The organism is Streptomyces sp. NPDC059696, assembly GCF_042733745.1.
In the GTDB taxonomy this organism is placed as follows: domain Bacteria; phylum Actinomycetota; class Actinomycetes; order Streptomycetales; family Streptomycetaceae; genus Streptomyces.
Map to the genome: position 1 here is coordinate 388,306 of NZ_JBHWFG010000001.1, position 16,067 is coordinate 404,372.

Below are 16,067 nucleotides of genomic sequence, written 5' to 3' on the forward strand. Positions count from 1 at the left end.
GCAAGCGCTCCCACCTCCCGCACGCGGAGGCCCCGGGACAGTACCGGTCGGACTGGATCGCCGGGTACCGTGGATCCGGCCCGGACCACGGCAAGACCCGCACCGACCACGAGGGCCGAGGACCGAGGACATCGCTAGGAGCTTCAGGTGTTCAATGACATAGGACCACTCGAGCTGGTGACGCTCATCGTCCTTGCCGTGCTCGTCTTCGGTCCGGACAAGCTCCCCAAGGTCATCCAGGACGTGACGCGCACCATCCGGAAGATCCGTGAGTTCTCGGAGAGCGCGAAGAACGACATCCGGCAGGAACTGGGCCCGGAGTTCAAGGACTTCGAGTTCGAGGACCTCAACCCCAAGACCTTCATCCGCAAGCAGCTGGACAACGAGGACCTGGGGCTCAAGGAGATCCGCAACGGTTTCGACCTGAAGAAGGAGATGGCCGAGGTCACCGACGCCGTCCACAGCCGTGACTCCGACCCGTCCTCGGCGTCGTCCGCGGGCTCCACCGGCTCGTCCGGCGGCCGTATCGACATGACGAAGAAGCCCGAGACGTCCGCTCCGGACGACCGGCCGCCCTTCGACGCGGACGCCACCTGAGCGGCACACGCAGGGGGCGCACGCCCCCGGGCGCGTGACGCGTTTCATACTCCGGTCGGGCTGTCTACGGCCTGAACCGGGCGCCCGTGCGGCCCACGCGCCGGGCGGTTTCCCTGCTGCTCGCAGCGGTGTGGCTATGCTGCCGAGTTGTTGTGCGGACCGTGACGAGTACGCCCGAAGGGGGGCGGGCCGTTGCGGTCCGACTAGAGCGAGGAGGCGTCCGGGCACATGGAGACGACGAGTCGGGCAGTCGCGCAGACGCCGGCCGCGGAGGGTGGACAACAGCTCCCCTCCGCCCGGCGTACGGTCGACGGCTACCTGCGTGCGCCCTTCCCCTGGTACGGCCTCGACGAGGCCTTCACGGGGCCGCGCTGGCTGATGCAGGTCGGTACGACGGCCGACGGGGCCGTGGAACACGGGTCGATCGGACACGGTGACGAGCCCTCGGTGCGCAACGAGTTCGCCGCCGGGGGCGATCAGGAGACCAAGGAGAAGTTCGCGGTCGTCGTGACCGTGGCCGCGAACCCCTCACGGCGTACCGCGGACGGCACGGGGCTGCTGGAGGCCACGTCGGTGTCGTCCGCGGCGTGGCTCGCGGGCGTCGGACTGCTGTCCTTCACCTGGCCCGGGCAGATGGACCACGCGCTGCGGGACGACTGGCTGGAGCAGCAGACCGAGACGGCGTGGGTGCTCGCGGACGACCTCGACGGGGCCGACTGGTCGACGCTGTCGCTTCCCGTGGACGGGGTGCCGACGGCGTTCCACTACCGGGAGTCCGAGTTCGGGTGGGTGCTGGCCGGGTCGACCTCGGCGGGGGTTCATGTCGGGGCGTACGGCAGGGGGATGAGCGCGTACGGGCTCGGCTTCGCCGTGGTGAAGGACATCGCCGCGTACGCGTGAGTTCCCTGGGGCGCCGGGTTTCGGCGCCCCTTCGCCGTGGGGATTCCGGTGCTCGGGCGGCTGCGGGCCGTGCGTGGTTGCTCGCGCAGTTGCTCGCGCAGTTCCCCGCGCCCCCGAGAAGGGCGCTTGCGGCCACCCGCGTCAGATCAGAACTTGTTCCTCGGAGTGATCCCCAGCGACAGGCCCGACAGGCCGCGCTGGCGTCCTCCCAGCTTGCCCGCGATCGCGCGCAGCGCCGAGCCCGCCGGGGAGTCCGGGTCCGTGAGGACGACCGGCTTGCCCTCGTCGCCGCCCTCGCGCAGGCGGACGTCGATCGGGATGCTGCCGAGGACCGGGACGTTCGCGCCGGTCGTGCGGGTCAGGCCGTCGGCGACCAGCTGGCCGCCGCCCGTGCCGAACACGTCGACCATCTCGTCGCAGTGCGGGCAGGGCAGGCCGGACATGTTCTCGACCACGCCGACGATCTTCTGGTGGGTCTGCACGGCGATGGAGCCCGCCCGCTCGGCGACCTCGGCCGCCGCCTGCTGCGGGGTCGTCACGACCAGGATCTCGGCGTTCGGGACCAGCTGGGCGACGGAGATCGCGATGTCGCCGGTGCCGGGCGGCAGGTCCAGGAGCAGGACGTCCAGGTCGCCCCAGTACACGTCCGCCAGGAACTGCTGGAGCGCGCGGTGGAGCATGGGGCCGCGCCAGACGACCGGGGCGTTGCCGGGCGTGAACATGCCGATGGAGATGACCTTCACGCCGTTCGCCGACGGCGGCATGATCATGTTCTCGACCTGGGTGGGACGCCCGTCGGCGCCCAGCATGCGCGGCACGGAATGGCCGTAGATGTCGGCGTCGACGACACCGACCTTGAGGCCGTCGGCCGCCATCGCCGCGGCCAGGTTGACCGTCACCGAGGACTTGCCGACGCCGCCCTTGCCGGAGGCGACCGCGTAGACGCGGGTGAGGCTGCCCGGCTTGGCGAAGGGGACCTCGCGCTCGGTCTGGCCGCCGCGCAGGGCGGACGCCAGCTCCTTGCGCTGCTCGTCGCTCATCACGTCGAGCGTGACGTCGACGCGGGTCACGCCCTCGACGGCGGAGACCGCGTCGGTCACGCGCTGCGTGATCGTGTCCCGCATCGGGCAGCCCGAGACCGTGAGGTACACGGTGACCGCGACCGCCCCGTCCGCGCCGATCTCCACCGACTTGACCATCCCGAGTTCGGTGATGGGCTTGTGGATCTCGGGGTCGTTCACCGTCGCCAGTGCCTCGCGCACCGCGTCTTCCGTAGCCATAGGACGATGGTACGGCGCCGTACCGGTGCGTAGGAAAGCGTCTCAGCGGTCGTCTGCGTCACGTCCCCCTGACCGTTCCGCCGGGAATACGACGGGGTCGTGACGGTGGCCGTTCTGCCGTTCCTCCATCTCCTTGACCATGTCCTGCAGCTCCGAGCGGATCCAGTCACGGGTGGCGACCTCGCCCAGGCCGATGCGCAGGGCGGCGATCTCGCGCGTCAGGTACTCGGTGTCGGCGATCGACCGCTCGTTCTGCTTGCGGTCCTGCTCCAGGTTGACCCGGTCCCGGTCGTCCTGCCGGTTCTGCGCGAGCAGGATCAGCGGGGCGGCGTAGGAGGCCTGGAGGGAGAGCATCAGGGTCAGGAAGATGAACGGGTACTCGTCGAACCGCAGGTGGCCGGGGGCGAGGCTGTTCCACACCACCCACAGGATGATGACGACCGTCATCCAGACGATGAACCGCCCGGTGCCCAGGAAGCGCGCGATGCGCTCCGACAGCCGGCCGAAGGCCTCCGGGTCGTACTCGGGCAGGAACCGGCGCCGCCGCGGCAGCGGCTGGTCGAGGCGGGTGGTGCGGGGCCGGGAGGCGGCGGTGGCGCCCGCCGGTGTGCGCTCACGCACGCTCTCACGCTCAGGAACCATCGGTCGCCACCTCCTCGTCCAGGTGGAACTCCTGCTCCCGCCAGTCCTCCGGGAGCATGTGGTCGAGCACGTCGTCCACGGTGACCGCGCCCAGCAGCGATCCGGCCTCGTCGACGACGGGCGCCGCGACCATGTCGTACGTGGCGAAGAACCCGGCGATGGCCGGCAGCTCGGCCTCGGGGTCGAGCGGCTGCAGATCGGTGTCCACGATCGAACTGACCAGGGACGGCGGTGGCTCGCGCAGCAGCCGCTGGAAGTGGACCGTGCCCAGGTACTTGCCGGTCGGGGTCTCGTCCGGGGGCCGGCAGACGTAGACCTGGGCGGCGAGGGCGGGGGAGAGGTCGCGGTTGCGGACCCGGGCGAGCGCGTCGGCGACGGTGGCGTCCGGGCGCAGCACGATCGGCTCGGTGGTCATCAGACCGCCCGCCGTGCGGTCCTCGTACGACATCAGACGCCGCATGTCGGCCGCGTCGCCGGGCTGCATCAGGCTCAGCAGCCGCTCCTGCTCGTCCGTCGGCAGTTCGCCCAGCAGGTCGGCCGCGTCGTCGGGGTCCATGGCCTCCAGGACGTCGGCGGCGCGCTCCTCCTTCAGCTTGCCGAGGATCTCGATCTGGTCGTCCTCCGGCAGCTCCTCCAGCACGTCGGCGAGCCGGTCGTCGTCGAGGGCGGCGGCGACCTCGGCCCGGCGCTTGGCGGACAGGTGGTGCAGGACGTTCGCCAGGTCGGCCGGGCGCAGCTGCTCGAAGGTGGCGAGCAGGCTCTCGGCGCCCTGCCCCTGCTCCTCCAGGGAGAACCCGGTGACGGCGGTCCACTCGACGGTCAGCGCCTCGCCCTTGGCGCGCCGGAAGGCACTGCCCTTCCTGCCCTTGCGGACGAAGACCCGGTCGATCTCCCACTCCCGGCGGGCCGGCAGCTGATGCACCGACAGATCCAGGACGGTGACCTCCTCACCGGTCTCGGTGAGCGTCACGCGCCGGTCCAGCAGCTCCCCGAAGACCAGCCGCTCGGTGGGTCGCTGCTCGAAACGCCGGACGTTGAGCACGCCGGTGGTGATGATCTGGCCGGACTGGATGGCCGTGACCCGGGTCATCGGCAGGAAGATACGGCGGCGGGTGGCGAGTTCGACGACGAGGCCGAGCAGCCGCGGCGGTCGCTGTCCCACCCGCAGCATGACGACCAGATCGCGCACCCGCCCCACCTGGTCACCGGCTGGGTCGAAGACGGCGACACCTTGGAGGTGCGATACGAAGATCCGGGGGGCGCCCGCTGCCATGGCCGCGGCTCCTTTTCGTGCGGGGTGGTTCGTGGGTCCTGTGGGGAGGGCTTTCCTTGTGCCTGTGTCTTCCGAATTGCCCGCTCGGGTGGGCTTCAGGCTAGCCCGTCCTGATCGGTGACGCGTGGGCGGCCGGTCCGGACGCACTGGCTCCGATCCGTTCGTACGACCCCGGTACCCTGCGGTACGCCGTTCAGGTCTCCCGTCAGAGAGGCAGCCCCACCTGTGACTCCGATTCGCCAGAGCCGTGGCCGCGGTGCCGCACTCACGAGCGCCGCGTGCGCCCTGCTCGTGACGGGAACGGTGCTCACCGGCTGCGCGGAGGATCCGAACGAGGGCACCAACGGGGTCGGCCGACTCCCCGCCGCCAAGATCCAGGGCAAGACCCGGGCGGCCGCCGAGTCCGCCGGGGCGGTCCGGGTGCACGGCAACGTCGTCAGCGGAGGGCGCACGTACGCGCTCGACATGCGGCTGAAGGACGACGGCGGCGACGGTGCGGTCACCGCGAAGGGCGCGACCTTCAAGCTGCTGCGCATCGGCGAGCAGCTCTACGTCAAGGCGGACGCCGAGTTCTGGACTCACGGCAGCGGCCAGGAGGAGGGCGGCCAGGGGGACGCGGCGGCGGCCTCCAAGCTCGACGGCAAGTTCGTGAAGGTGCCGCAGGGCGACCCGGCGTACAAGAAGTTCAGCGGTTTCACGGACAAGAGCCTCCTCCTCGACGGTCTGCTGACCCTGCACGGGACGCTCGCGACGGACGGCCACGACGAGGAGGCGGGCGTCCGCACCATCCGCGTCACCGGTGACAAGGGCTCCGGCGGCACCCTGGAGGTCTCGCTGGAGGGCAAGCCGTACCCGCTGCGCCTGGAGCGGGCCGGCGGGGCGGGAACGCTCACGTTCTCCGGCTGGGGGGAGGACTTCTCCCTCCGGGAGCCGGAGAAGAACGAGACGGTGGACTACGGCAAGCAGCTGCCGGCGTCCTAGCCCGTCAGGCCCGTTTGCGCTTCTTCAGCAGCAGGCGGGGCAGAGCCGCCGGGACCGGCCGGCGGGTGATCGCCGGGGACGGCAGGGGCGGCTCGGACAGGGACCCGTCGGGCAGCGGCGCCGTCGCCCCGGTCGGTTCCAGCCGCAGCACCCGGCACTCGCGGGCCCAGCGGTCGGTCATGGCCTCGCCGTCGGGCGCGTTCAGCCGCTTGCCCTTGAGCTCGGCGACCGCCGCGTCCCACGCCTCGGAGCCGGGCGCGAGCTCGGTGACCCGCGCCGTCCAGGTGACCAGCCGGCCGCCCTTGTCCTTGCTGCGCACCGTCACCGTCGCCTCGGACCCGTCGGCCAGCCCCGGCAGCGGCTGCTCGCCCGGCCCGTCGCCGACCAGGCACGCGGCACCCTCGTGCCACACGTGCCACAGCGCACGCGCCGGGCCGCCGGGGCCCTGGACCCAGACGAGGCCGGACTTCTTCGTGGCCTCCTCGACGAGGGCCTGGTCGAGCAGCTCGCTTGTCATGGGGCTCAGCCTAACCAGGCCGCTCACAGCCACCCGTTCCGCTTCAGCGTGCGGTGGATGCCGAGACAGACGACGACCGTGAAGCCCAGGATCACCGGGTAGCCGTAGCGCCAGTGCAGCTCCGGCATGTGGTCGAAGTTCATCCCGTACACGCCGCACACCATCGTCGGCACGGCGATGATCGCGGCCCAGGAAGTGATCTTCCGCATGTCCTCGTTCTGGGCGACGGACGCCTGCGCGAGGTTGGCCTGGAGGATGGAGTTGAGCAGCTCGTCGAAGCCGAGGACCTGCTCCTGGACGCGGGCCAGGTGGTCGGCGACGTCCCGGAAGTACTTCTGGATGTCGGGGTCGATCAGCCGCATCGGCCGCTCGCTCAGCAGCTGCATGGGCCGCAGCAGGGGCGACACGGCCCGCTTGAACTCCAGCACCTCGCGCTTGAGTTGGTAGATCCGGCCGGCGTCCGAACCGCGCGGTGAACCCTTGCGCCCCGGGGAGAAGACATCGGTCTCGACCTCGTCGATGTCGTCCTGCACCGCGTCGGCGACGGCGATGTACCCGTCGACCACGTGGTCCGCGATGGCGTGCAGCACCGCCGAGGGGCCCTTGGCGAGCAGCTCGGGGTCGTCCTGGAGGCGGTGCCTGAGGGTCCGCAGGGAGCCCTGCCCGCCGTGCCGGACGGTGATGAAGAAGTCCCGCCCGGTGAAGCACATGACCTCGCCGGTCTCGACGACCTCGCTGTTGGCGTCGAGCTGGTCGTGCTCGACGTAGTGGATGGTCTTGAAGACCGTGAACAGGGAGTCGTCGTAGCGCTCCAGCTTGGGCCGCTGGTGGGCCTGGACGGCGTCCTCCACCGCCAGCGGGTGCAGTCCGAACTCACTGGCGATGCCGGAGAATTCGGCCTCCGTCGGCTCGTGCAGGCCGATCCACACGAACCCTCCGTCGCGGCGCACCAGGCGCACCGCCTCGTGCGGGGTCAGGGCGGTCTCGGTCTCGATGCGGCGGCCGTCCCGGTAGACGGCGCAGTCGACCACGGCGGAGGCCGCGGCGGGGCTGCGGGTGGCGTCGTAGGTGCCGCTCTCCTTGCGCAGCGACACACGGGAGGGACGGACAACGGCGCGCAGGTCGCGGATCATCGACATGGCGGGCTCCTTCGCGGGCGTGCGACGAACGGCGCCGGCGACGGGTGGAACTACCCGGAATGAGGACGTTGTGACCACGGATGTTTGGCACGTCCACAAAGCGGGGAGCACCGCATCGTCGCGGTGGCCGGGTTCGTCACTGATTCAGCTACTGAGGCAGATCAGGCAAAGCGAGACGAAGCGCTCTTCCGCGGTGAAGCGAGTGCGAGAGGTGGCAGCCAGAGACAGCAGCGGCTACATCGGCGGCGCGAAGAGCGTGGTGCTACTGCACGGTCGACTTCGATCCATTGCAGCCCCACCTCCTCCGGCCGGTCCCTCGTAAGGGAGTTCCTTCGGCGTCGGGGCTTGATCGCGACGCTTCAGCGTGCTGCCCCGAACCACCGGGCAAGAGTAGCAGCCGACACAACTGTCAAGGTGCTGCTTTGCCCGCTACTGACGAGTTCTATGCTCGCCGCATGGCAGATGTTCTTCCTCTGGTCGAAGCGCGGTTGCGGACGGCGCTGGGCGAACCGGACGCGCGCGCCGCGGTCACCTTCCTCGGCACGGACCGCATCGAGGTGCTCCGCTTCCAGGAGGGCGACATCGTCCGCTACGCCTCGCTCGGCATGTCCGCGCACCCCATGACGGACCCCACGGCGGTGGTCGCCGACCCGGTCAAGGGCCCGCGCGCCGAGCTGGTCCTCTCGGTCCGTTCCGGGATCGCCGACACCGACAAGGTGCTCCGGCCGCTCGCCGTGCTCGCCGCGTCTCCGCAGGTGGAGGGCCTGGTCGTGGCTCCCGGCGCATCCCTGGACGTCGGTGAGCCGCTGTGGCCGGGCGCCCCCTTCAGCTCGGTCCTGGTCGCCGAGCCGGGCGGTCTGGTCGAGGACCTGGAGCTGGACGAGCCCCTCGACCCCGTGCGGTTCCTGCCGCTGCTGCCGATGACCCCGAACGAGGCCGCCTGGAAGCGCGTGCACGGCGCGCAGGCGCTGCGGGAGAGGTGGCTGAACCAGGGGACGGACCTCCGGGATCCGTCCCGGAAGTCCGTCCCGCTGGAGTGAGGAAGCTCACCAAACTCCGGCCCTACGGCCTCAGTTGACGAAGACGGCGACGCCGTCCTCGGTCGCGTGCCGCGGCTCCAGCTCCTCCGCTTCGTCTGTGAGGGCCTTGCGCCGTACGACGACGACGGCCGCGCCCACGACCGCGGTGACCGCCGCCACCACGAACGGGATGTGGATGTCGGTCCACTCCTCGATCTTCGGCGCGAAGTAGGGGGCTGCCGCCGCGGCGAACCAGCGCACGAAGTTGTAGCCCGCGCTCGCCACCGGCCGGGGGGCGTCGGAGACGCCGAGAGCCAGTTCGGTGTAGACGGTGTTGTTCACGCCGATGAAGGCGCCGGACAGGATCGTGCAGACGACGGCGGTGGTGTGCGAGCCGTAGCCGAGCACCAGCACGTCGGCCGCGAGCAGCACCAGCGAACCGCCCAGCACCTTCAGCGAACCGAATCGCTTCTGCAGACGCGGGGCGACGATCACCGAGAAGACGGCGAGCAGCACGCCCCAGGCGAAGAACACCGCACCCGACCGGTACGGGCTCATGTCCAGCACGAACGGCGTGAAGGCCAGCACGGTGAAGAACGTGTAGTTGTAGAAGAACGCCGAGACCGCCGCGGAGGCGAGGCCGCCGTGCCCGAGGGCCTTGAGCGGGTCCAGCAGCGAGGTCTTGCGGGCCGGCTTCGGCTGCTCCTTGAGGAACACCGTGATGCACAGGAAGCCGACGGCCATCAGGAACGCGGTGCCGAAGAACGGGTAGCGCCAGCTGGCGTCGCCGAGCAGGGCGCCCACCAGCGGGCCGCAGGCCATGCCGAGGCCGAGGGCCGACTCGTACAGCAGGATCGCCGCGGCGCTGCCGCCGGCCGCCGCGCCGACGATGACCGCGAGGGCCGTGGAGACGAACAGCGCGTTGCCGAGGCCCCATCCGGCCCGGAAGCCCACCAGTTCGCCGACGGATCCGGAGGTGCCCGCGAGTCCGGCGAACACCACCACGAACGCGAGGCCGAGCAGCAGCGTCTTCTTCCCGCCGATCCGGCTGGAGATGAAGCCGGTCACCAGCATCGCGACGGCGGTGATGAGGAAGTACGAGGTGAAGAGCAGGGAGACCTGGCCGGCCGTGGCGTCGAGGCCCTGGGCGATGGACGGCAGGATCGGGTCGACGAGTCCGATGCCCATGAAGGCGACGACCGACGCCCCGGCGGTCGCCCACACGGACGTGGGCTGCTTCAGGAGGCCGCCCGATCCGGCGTCGAAGGAGTCCATTGCGTGCTCCCTTTCCCGAGACTAGGTAGTTGGTATATACACATACTAAGTTAGCCATGCTAATTAATGCAAGCTACACCTAACGGTGCCGGTGAAGGGTTCCGTCCGGATGGGTGATCGTCCTTGACGCGGCGGGGCGCGGGTAGGACCGTGGGGCCCTATGAGGGGCGAACCCAGTTGCCCGAAGTGTGGTGGCCGGGTCAGGGCTCCCGGCCTCTTCTCCGACTCGTGGCAGTGCGACGTGCACGGCACCGTTCATCCGGTGCAGCCCGTGATACCGCCCAGCGTCGACGCCCTCAACGTCGTGGTGCACCGCACCCGGGTGCCGTTGTGGATGCCCTGGCCGCTGCCGGTGGGGTGGCTGTTCACAGGGGTGGCCTGCGCCGGCGACGACCGCACCGGCGGCCGCGCGACCGCCGTGGCCTGCACGGGGCCCGGGCCGCTCGGCGGGATGGGCGAGCTGATCCTGGTCGCCGAGGAGCTCGGTGTCGGGCTCGGGGCGCGCTACGCCGGCATGGACGGACCCGACCCGGGGCCGCACATGAACGTCGAGAAGCCGCCGCAGGCCAAGGTGCTGGCCGCCGGGCGCCCCACACCGCTGTGGCACGTGGCCGGTGCGCCCCACGACCGCGCGGTGTTCGCGGGGGAGGCGCTCGGGATGTGGCTGTGGGCCGTGGTGTGGCCCGAGCAGTCCGGGCTGCTGATGTACGACGAACTGGTGCTGGCGGATCTCCGGGAGGCGGGGGCCGAGGTGGAACTGGTGCCGTGCGGGGCGTTGTCGCCGCGCCTGCTCCAGCCGTAGGACGTGCGGGGCCGGGGTTCGGGCCTCTCGTTGTAGGGGGCGCTTGGCCGGTTCAGGTGTGACAGCGGTCGTTGAAAATCCGGTTATCCTTGTGCAGTCCTGTTCCTGCTGTCGTGTCTGGAGTCCGTGTCGTGCGCATCGATCTGCACACCCACTCCACCGCTTCCGACGGCACGGACTCTCCCGCGCAGCTGGTCCGGAAGGCCGCCGCCGCGGGGCTGGACGTCGTCGCGCTCACCGACCACGACACCACCCGCGGGCATGCCGAGGCGATCGCCGCGCTGCCCGAGGGCCTCACGCTGGTGACCGGCGCCGAACTCTCCTGCCGGATCGACGGCATCAGCATGCACATGCTGGCCTACCTCTTCGACGCCGAGGAGCCGGCTCTGCTCGCCGAGCGGGAGCTGGTCCGCGACGACCGGGTGCCGCGCGCCCAGGGCATGATCGCCAAGCTTCAGGAGCTGGGCGTGCCCGTGACGTGGGAGCAGGTGGCGCGGATCGCCGGTGAGGGGTCCGTCGGACGCCCGCACGTGGCGAGCGCGCTGGTCGAGCTGGGTGTCGTGCCCACCGTGAACGACGCCTTCACGCAGGACTGGCTGGCCGACGGCGGCCGGGTCTTCGTCGAGAAGCACGAGACCGACCCCTTCGAGGCCATCCGCCTGGTCAAGGGCGCGGGCGGGGTCGCGGTGTTCGCGCACCCCGGGGCGAGCAAGCGGGGGCTCACGGTGCCGGAGGCCGCCATCGCCGAGATGGCCGCGGCCGGACTGGACGGCATCGAGATCGACCACATGGACCACGACGCGGACACCCGCGCGCGGCTGCGGGGCCTGGCCAAGGAACTCGGCCTTCTCGTGACCGGGTCCTCGGACTACCACGGCAGCCGCAAGACCTGCGTGCTCGGGGAGTACACGACGGATCCCGAGGTGTACGGCGAGATCACGCGGCGGGCCTTCGGGGCGTTCCCGGTGCCCGGGGCCGGCGGGGCCGTCTGAGGGTCCCCCGCTCCAGAACCTCTTCAGGCACCCGGCGCTGTCCGCCGTGCCCATCCGTTCCGCGCCCCCGCTGCCCGAAGCGCCCGGGGCCCGTGCGGAACGCCTGCCCACAGCGGTGCCGATACGCCGTGCCCCGCCGCTCCACCCATACCGCAAGGCCATCACGTTCATGTTCGACCTCGCCGTCTTCGGCTCCCTGTTCCTGACCCTCTTCGTCATCATGGATCCCCCCGGGATCACACCGATCTTCCTCGCCCTCACCGCGGGCCGGCCCGGTAAGGTGCAGAAGCGGATGGCCTTCCAGGCCGTCTGCGTCGCCGGCGGTGTGATCACCGTGTTCGGGCTCCTCGGCCACCAGATCCTGAACTATCTGCACGTGTCCGTGCCCGCGCTGATGATCGCGGGCGGTCTGCTGCTCCTGCTGATCGCGCTGGACCTGCTCACCGGCAAGACCGACGAGCCCAAGCAGACCAAGGACGTCAACGTCGCCCTCGTACCGCTGGGCATGCCGCTGCTGGCCGGGCCCGGAGCGATCGTGTCGGTCATCCTCGCCGTGCAGAAGGCGCACAGCGTCACCGCGCAGGTGTCGGTGTGGGCGGCGATCCTCGCCATCCACGTCGTGCTGTGGCTGGTCATGCGCTACTCGCTGGTGATCATCCGGATCATCAAGGACGGCGGTGTGGTCCTGGTGACCCGCCTCGCCGGCATGATGCTCTCCGCGATCGCCGTGCAGCAGATCATCAACGGCGTCACCCAGGTGATCCAGGGGAGCTGACGGACCCGGTCAGGACCTCAGGACGCCGCGGATCTCCCGGGCCGGCCCCGGGTGCCCGAGATACTCGTCGATCTTGTGCGCGCGGTCGCGGCCGTTGGAGACGGCCAGCTGGGTGACCTTCCCCCACCGTTCGTCCGCCAGCGGGCAGCCGATCGCCACCGCGTCGGTCGGGCACCAGACGTTCACCCAGTCGCGCACCCTGGGCGGCTGGTGCGGGCCCCGGGTGAGGAGCCGTTCGTTGACACCGTCCAGGCCGAGCGGGCTGCCCGCGGTGACCAGCAGGACGGGATCGAGGCCCTCGGGCAGCCGGTTCAGCAGGTCCATGCCCACGACCGTGCCCAGGCTGTGCGTGACCAGCACCAGCTCGCCGCTGGTGGGCATGGTCTCCATGACGCCGTCCAGCACCGCCTGCCGCACGGCGCCGTCGCCGAGGTACAGGTCGACGTCCCTCAGGAACGTGGCGATGGTCCACTCGTCCAGGTCGGACCGGGCGGCCAGCCAGCTCAGCGGCCGGTGCAGCGCCCCGACCAGACCCGCGCCGAAGCCCTCCGTGGCCGCCGGCCCGTTCTGGGGCATGCCGGCCCGGGCGGCCGCCTCGTAGAGCAGCCGCTCGTAGGAGCCGGTGGGCGACTCCGCGGCGAACACCTCGGCGGCAGCGGCGGCACTCAACCGGTCGAGACCGATGGACTCTGCCGCGCTCTCCCTGCCGCTGACGAGGTCGTGCAGCCGCGTGCCGTAGAACGGGAACCACACGTCCTCCGGGTCCAGCGGGGGCAGCGAGGCGAGGGTGAGTCCGCGGTTCAGGCCGGCCGTCCAGGTGCGGCGCAGCCCGTCGGGGCAGTGGTCCTGCTGGTCGCGGCCGTGCAGGAAGACCAGGTGCTGACGGCCGCCGAAGGCGCTGCCGCGGGCCCGCAGCCCCACCCGGGGTCCGCGGTCCGCGGCCTCGCTGACGGCCGCGGGCGCCGCCGGGGTGGCCGGGCCCGGCACCGCCGCCGCTCGCTGCTGTGGGCCGGAGTCCGTGGCGGGGAGCGTCGCCGCGGTCGGAACGGCCTGGTCCAGGCCGCTGTCCGGGCCCATCCCGGCCAGCAGGGCGCGCCGCGCCGGGTCGAGGTCCAGGCCGGCCAGGTGCTTGAGGATCGAGCTGATCCGGACGCCCTCGTTGGCGACCCAGTCGATGGCGTCGTCGCCGTCGCCCTGCTGCCAGGGCCGGCCGTCCTTGCGCAGGACGCGGCCCTGGTCGTCCTTCTTCGGCACCCCGCTGTGGTGCAGCGCCACGACCTCCCACTGGTCGTTGAAGACGGGGGAGCCGGAGTTCCCCGGTTCGGTGTCGGTCGTGTAGTGCACGAAGTCGTCGAGGCGGACCAGTACCGCGTTGTCGCGCAGCGCGATCTCCTTCAGCCGGCCCGAGGGGTGGCCGATGATGTTCACCTTCTCGCCGAGCACCAGCTTGCCGACCTGCACGCTCAGCCGGTTCCAGCCGAAGATCTCGCCCGGCGCGGGCCCGTCCGGCGTGGCCGCGAGTGCCACCAGGGCGAAGTCGAGCCGCTGGTCCGCCGCGAAGAAGGCCCCGGGGTCGAGCTCCATCCGGACGACGGTGTCGGGCACGTTGTCCGCGGTGACCTGGGCGTTGAACTCGGCGAAGCAGTCCCGGGCGAAGCTCTCGTCGGGCAGGACGTGGTGGTTGGTCATCAGCAGCCGCGGCGAGACCAGGAAGCCGGTCCCGTGCGGCAGCTCGCGGCCGCCGCGCCGCAGGGTGATCCGGGCGACCGTGGCACCCGCCCTGACTCCGCGCGGCAGGAAGCTCCAGGCCTGGAGCTCGTTGGAGAGGTCGATGATCCGCTCGTTGGCGTCGGGCAGGTCCATGGCCTCGCGGTGGATGTCCGCCACCACCGCCGAGGGCGACAGTCCGCCCCGGTCGAGGAGGCGGGCGGCGCGGACGGCGAGTGCGTCCGGGGAGTCCGGGAACCGCACACCTGCCGCCATCCGACTCTCGACCCGCTCGCGCTCGGCGGCGGAGTCCTCATAGCGCCGCGCCGCCTCGTCGGCGGCCTGGTGATGCAGTTCCTTGTGCGACCGGTCCGTCACCGACATGCTCCACCGTCCTGTTCCGACTCGTGCGGGGCCCCTCAGCCAGTACGCCTCCGACCTGGGAGGTCCGCAACAGCGGAGCCCCCGCACGGCCGATGCCGGGCGGGGGCTTCCGTGTACGGGAGAGCTGCGCGCGTTATGAGGCCGCGGTCTCGGCCGGGCGGATCCAGAGGCGCTGGCCGATGGCGGCCGCCTGCTGAACGATGCGGTTGACGGAGGCGGCGTCCACGACGGTCGTGTCCACAGCCGTGCCGTCGACGTCGTCGAGTCGCATGATTTCGAAGCGCAAGGGCTTCTCCCTTCGTCTGGTCATCCTCCTGAGGAGAACTACTCGGTGTTCCGTATGAGTCAACGGGGACGCGTGGGTGAAACATTCCCTACGCTAAAGAAATTTTTCGAACGGCTAATTACCGAGTCGTAAGAGTGTGGTTACGGGACCCAACGGGACCGGTTGTGTTCGCAGTGTGACCACCCGGACAATGGAGGTGATGAACGACGACCTCGCGGCCCTCAGCGCCCGCATCGACCGCACCAACGAGCTGCTCCAGCGCATGCTCGCCGAGGTGGCGAAGACGCCCTCGACACACGCGATCTTCGTCGATGCCGGGTACCTGTACGCGGCCGCCGGGCGGCTCGTCGCCGGTACGGAGGACCGCCGGGCCTTCGACGTGGACGCCGAGGGCCTGATCGACGCGCTCATCGACCGGGCCCGCACGATCTTCGCGGACAGCCGGCTGCTGCGGGTCTACTGGTACGACGGCGCCCGGCGCCGCATCCACACGGCCGAACAGCAGACCATCGCGGAACTGCCGGACGTCAAGGTGCGGCTCGGCAACCTCAACGCCAACAACCAGCAGAAGGGCGTCGACTCACTCATCCGCTCCGACCTGGAGTCCCTCGCCCGCCACCGTGCCATCAGCGACGCGGCACTGCTCGGCGGCGACGAGGACCTGGTCTCGGCGGTCGAGGCGGCCCAGGGCTACGGCGCCCGGGTCCACCTCTGGGGCATCGAGGCGCCGGACGGCCGCAACCAGGCGGAGCCCCTGCTGTGGGAGGTCGACAGCCAGCGGACCCTGGACCTCGACTTCTTCAAGCCGTACGTCTCCCGCCGCACCGCCCCCGCCCACGAGACGACGGCCGAACGGCCCACCCGTGAGAACGTGCGGTTCGTGGGCGCGCAGATCGCGGCGAAGTGGCTGGCGGCACGCGGCCGGGACACGCTGGTCGAGCTGCTGCCCGGACACCCCTACCTGCCCGGCTCGGTGGACCAGGACCTGCTCGTGGAGGCGGAGGGCCTCCTGCAGTACTCGCTGCGCGGCCAGGCGGATCTGCGGCGGGCACTGCGCGACGGCTTCTGGGAGCACTTGCGGACGCAGTACTAGGCAGTGGCGCTGGGCAGTCGCGGTAGGCGGTCGCGGTAGGCAGTCGCGACTGGACGCAGGGCCGGGCGACGCCGGAGCAGACAGGACCAGGCGGCCCCGGCGACCGCCGGGCGATGCCGGCGCGCGCGGTATCAGGCGTCCCGGCGGACGCGGTACTAGCCCGTCCCGGCGCACGCGGTATCAGGCCGTCCCGGCGGACGCGGCACTAGCCCGTCCCGGCGGACGCGGCACTAGCCCGTCCCGGCGGACGCGGTACCAGCCCGTCCCGGCGGACGCGGTACCAGCCCGTCCCGGCGGACGCGGTACTAGGTGTACTGCCCAGGGACGTTGGTCAACCTGGTGACGGGTGGTTTGCCGCCGGTCGCGGTGTGGGGGCGGTGGTGATTGTAGTGATGGAGCCAGGCT

At 71.0% G+C, this 16,067-nt stretch carries 16 protein-coding genes; 8 read left to right on the plus strand and 8 right to left on the minus strand.

Annotated elements, in window-relative coordinates; translation table 11 throughout:
• Positions 1-147: 147 nt before the first annotated feature.
• Complete coding sequence (locus ACFV20_RS01780) at positions 148-597, plus strand: sec-independent translocase (RefSeq protein WP_385651208.1); 450 nt, start codon at positions 148-150, stop codon at positions 595-597.
• A gap of 228 nt (positions 598-825) precedes the next feature.
• Positions 826-1,497, plus strand: coding sequence for a hypothetical protein (locus ACFV20_RS01785; RefSeq protein WP_385651210.1), 672 nt, complete (start codon positions 826-828; stop codon positions 1,495-1,497).
• Between the two features lie 146 nt (positions 1,498-1,643).
• Here ACFV20_RS01785 and ACFV20_RS01790 read toward each other — a convergent pair whose 3' ends face one another.
• The 3 genes from ACFV20_RS01790 to ACFV20_RS01800 are packed head-to-tail and all read right to left on the minus strand — an operon-like array spanning position 1,644 to position 4,692.
• A complete protein-coding gene (locus ACFV20_RS01790) occupies positions 1,644-2,777 on the minus strand; it encodes an Mrp/NBP35 family ATP-binding protein (protein WP_361119940.1) in 1,134 nt (377 codons plus the stop codon).
• A gap of 42 nt (positions 2,778-2,819) precedes the next feature.
• Positions 2,820-3,419 (minus strand): DUF1003 domain-containing protein, encoded by a 600-nt coding sequence (locus tag ACFV20_RS01795; protein ID WP_385651214.1) that lies wholly within the window; start codon positions 3,417-3,419, stop codon positions 2,820-2,822.
• Entirely contained in the window at positions 3,409-4,692 is a 1,284-nt protein-coding gene (locus ACFV20_RS01800; protein WP_385651216.1) for a magnesium transporter MgtE N-terminal domain-containing protein, read from the minus strand. The genes ACFV20_RS01795 and ACFV20_RS01800 overlap by 11 nt, the downstream gene beginning before the upstream one ends.
• Before the next feature lie 225 nt (positions 4,693-4,917).
• On the opposite strand from ACFV20_RS01800, the gene ACFV20_RS01805 reads away from it, so the two are divergent.
• On the plus strand, positions 4,918-5,673 hold the full coding sequence (locus ACFV20_RS01805) for a hypothetical protein (protein ID WP_385651218.1): 756 nt from the start codon (positions 4,918-4,920) through the stop codon (positions 5,671-5,673).
• Positions 5,674-5,677: 4 nt separating this feature from the next.
• Here the strand turns inward: ACFV20_RS01805 and ACFV20_RS01810 are convergent, their stop codons facing one another.
• Together ACFV20_RS01810 and ACFV20_RS01815 are read right to left on the minus strand one after the other, a co-directional pair.
• On the minus strand, positions 5,678-6,190 hold the full coding sequence (locus ACFV20_RS01810; RefSeq protein WP_385651220.1) for a hypothetical protein: 513 nt from the start codon (positions 6,188-6,190) through the stop codon (positions 5,678-5,680).
• Positions 6,191-6,213: 23 nt separating this feature from the next.
• Positions 6,214-7,329 carry a magnesium and cobalt transport protein CorA gene (locus ACFV20_RS01815; protein ID WP_385651222.1) on the minus strand — a complete coding sequence of 372 codons (1,116 nt, stop codon included), beginning with the start codon at positions 7,327-7,329 and terminating at the stop codon, positions 6,214-6,216.
• 455 nt (positions 7,330-7,784) lie between these two features.
• Here ACFV20_RS01815 and ACFV20_RS01820 point away from each other — a divergent pair, with 455 nt between their 5' ends.
• Positions 7,785-8,369, plus strand: coding sequence for a suppressor of fused domain protein (locus tag ACFV20_RS01820; RefSeq protein ID WP_385651224.1), 585 nt, complete (start codon positions 7,785-7,787; stop codon positions 8,367-8,369).
• Positions 8,370-8,399: 30 nt separating this feature from the next.
• Here ACFV20_RS01820 and ACFV20_RS01825 read toward each other — a convergent pair whose 3' ends face one another.
• Positions 8,400-9,623 (minus strand): MFS transporter, encoded by a 1,224-nt coding sequence (locus ACFV20_RS01825; protein ID WP_385651226.1) that lies wholly within the window; start codon positions 9,621-9,623, stop codon positions 8,400-8,402.
• A 160-nt stretch (positions 9,624-9,783) separates the two neighbouring features.
• On the opposite strand from ACFV20_RS01825, the gene ACFV20_RS01830 reads away from it, so the two are divergent.
• From ACFV20_RS01830 to ACFV20_RS01840, 3 genes are all read left to right on the plus strand, one after another.
• Positions 9,784-10,425 carry a DUF6758 family protein gene (locus ACFV20_RS01830; protein ID WP_385651228.1) on the plus strand — a complete coding sequence of 214 codons (642 nt, stop codon included), beginning with the start codon at positions 9,784-9,786 and terminating at the stop codon, positions 10,423-10,425.
• A gap of 131 nt (positions 10,426-10,556) precedes the next feature.
• Positions 10,557-11,417, plus strand: a complete 861-nt coding sequence (locus ACFV20_RS01835; protein ID WP_385651281.1) for a PHP domain-containing protein — start codon at positions 10,557-10,559, stop codon at positions 11,415-11,417.
• 169 nt (positions 11,418-11,586) lie between these two features.
• Positions 11,587-12,192, plus strand: a complete 606-nt coding sequence (locus tag ACFV20_RS01840) for a MarC family protein (protein WP_234850138.1) — start codon at positions 11,587-11,589, stop codon at positions 12,190-12,192.
• Positions 12,193-12,201: 9 nt separating this feature from the next.
• On the opposite strand, the gene ACFV20_RS01845 is transcribed toward ACFV20_RS01840, so the two are convergent.
• Both ACFV20_RS01845 and ACFV20_RS01850 read right to left on the minus strand, forming a co-directional pair.
• The gene (locus tag ACFV20_RS01845) at positions 12,202-14,283 is read right to left on the minus strand and encodes a trypsin-like serine peptidase (RefSeq protein ID WP_385651230.1); all 2,082 of its coding nucleotides are present in this window, start codon (positions 14,281-14,283) and stop codon (positions 12,202-12,204) included.
• Positions 14,284-14,416: 133 nt separating this feature from the next.
• A complete protein-coding gene (locus ACFV20_RS01850; protein WP_366711948.1) occupies positions 14,417-14,569 on the minus strand; it encodes a hypothetical protein in 153 nt (50 codons plus the stop codon).
• A gap of 199 nt (positions 14,570-14,768) precedes the next feature.
• On the opposite strand from ACFV20_RS01850, the gene ACFV20_RS01855 reads away from it, so the two are divergent.
• Positions 14,769-15,662 (plus strand): NYN domain-containing protein, encoded by an 894-nt coding sequence (locus ACFV20_RS01855; protein ID WP_385651232.1) that lies wholly within the window; start codon positions 14,769-14,771, stop codon positions 15,660-15,662.
• Positions 15,663-16,067: the final 405 nt, after the last annotated feature.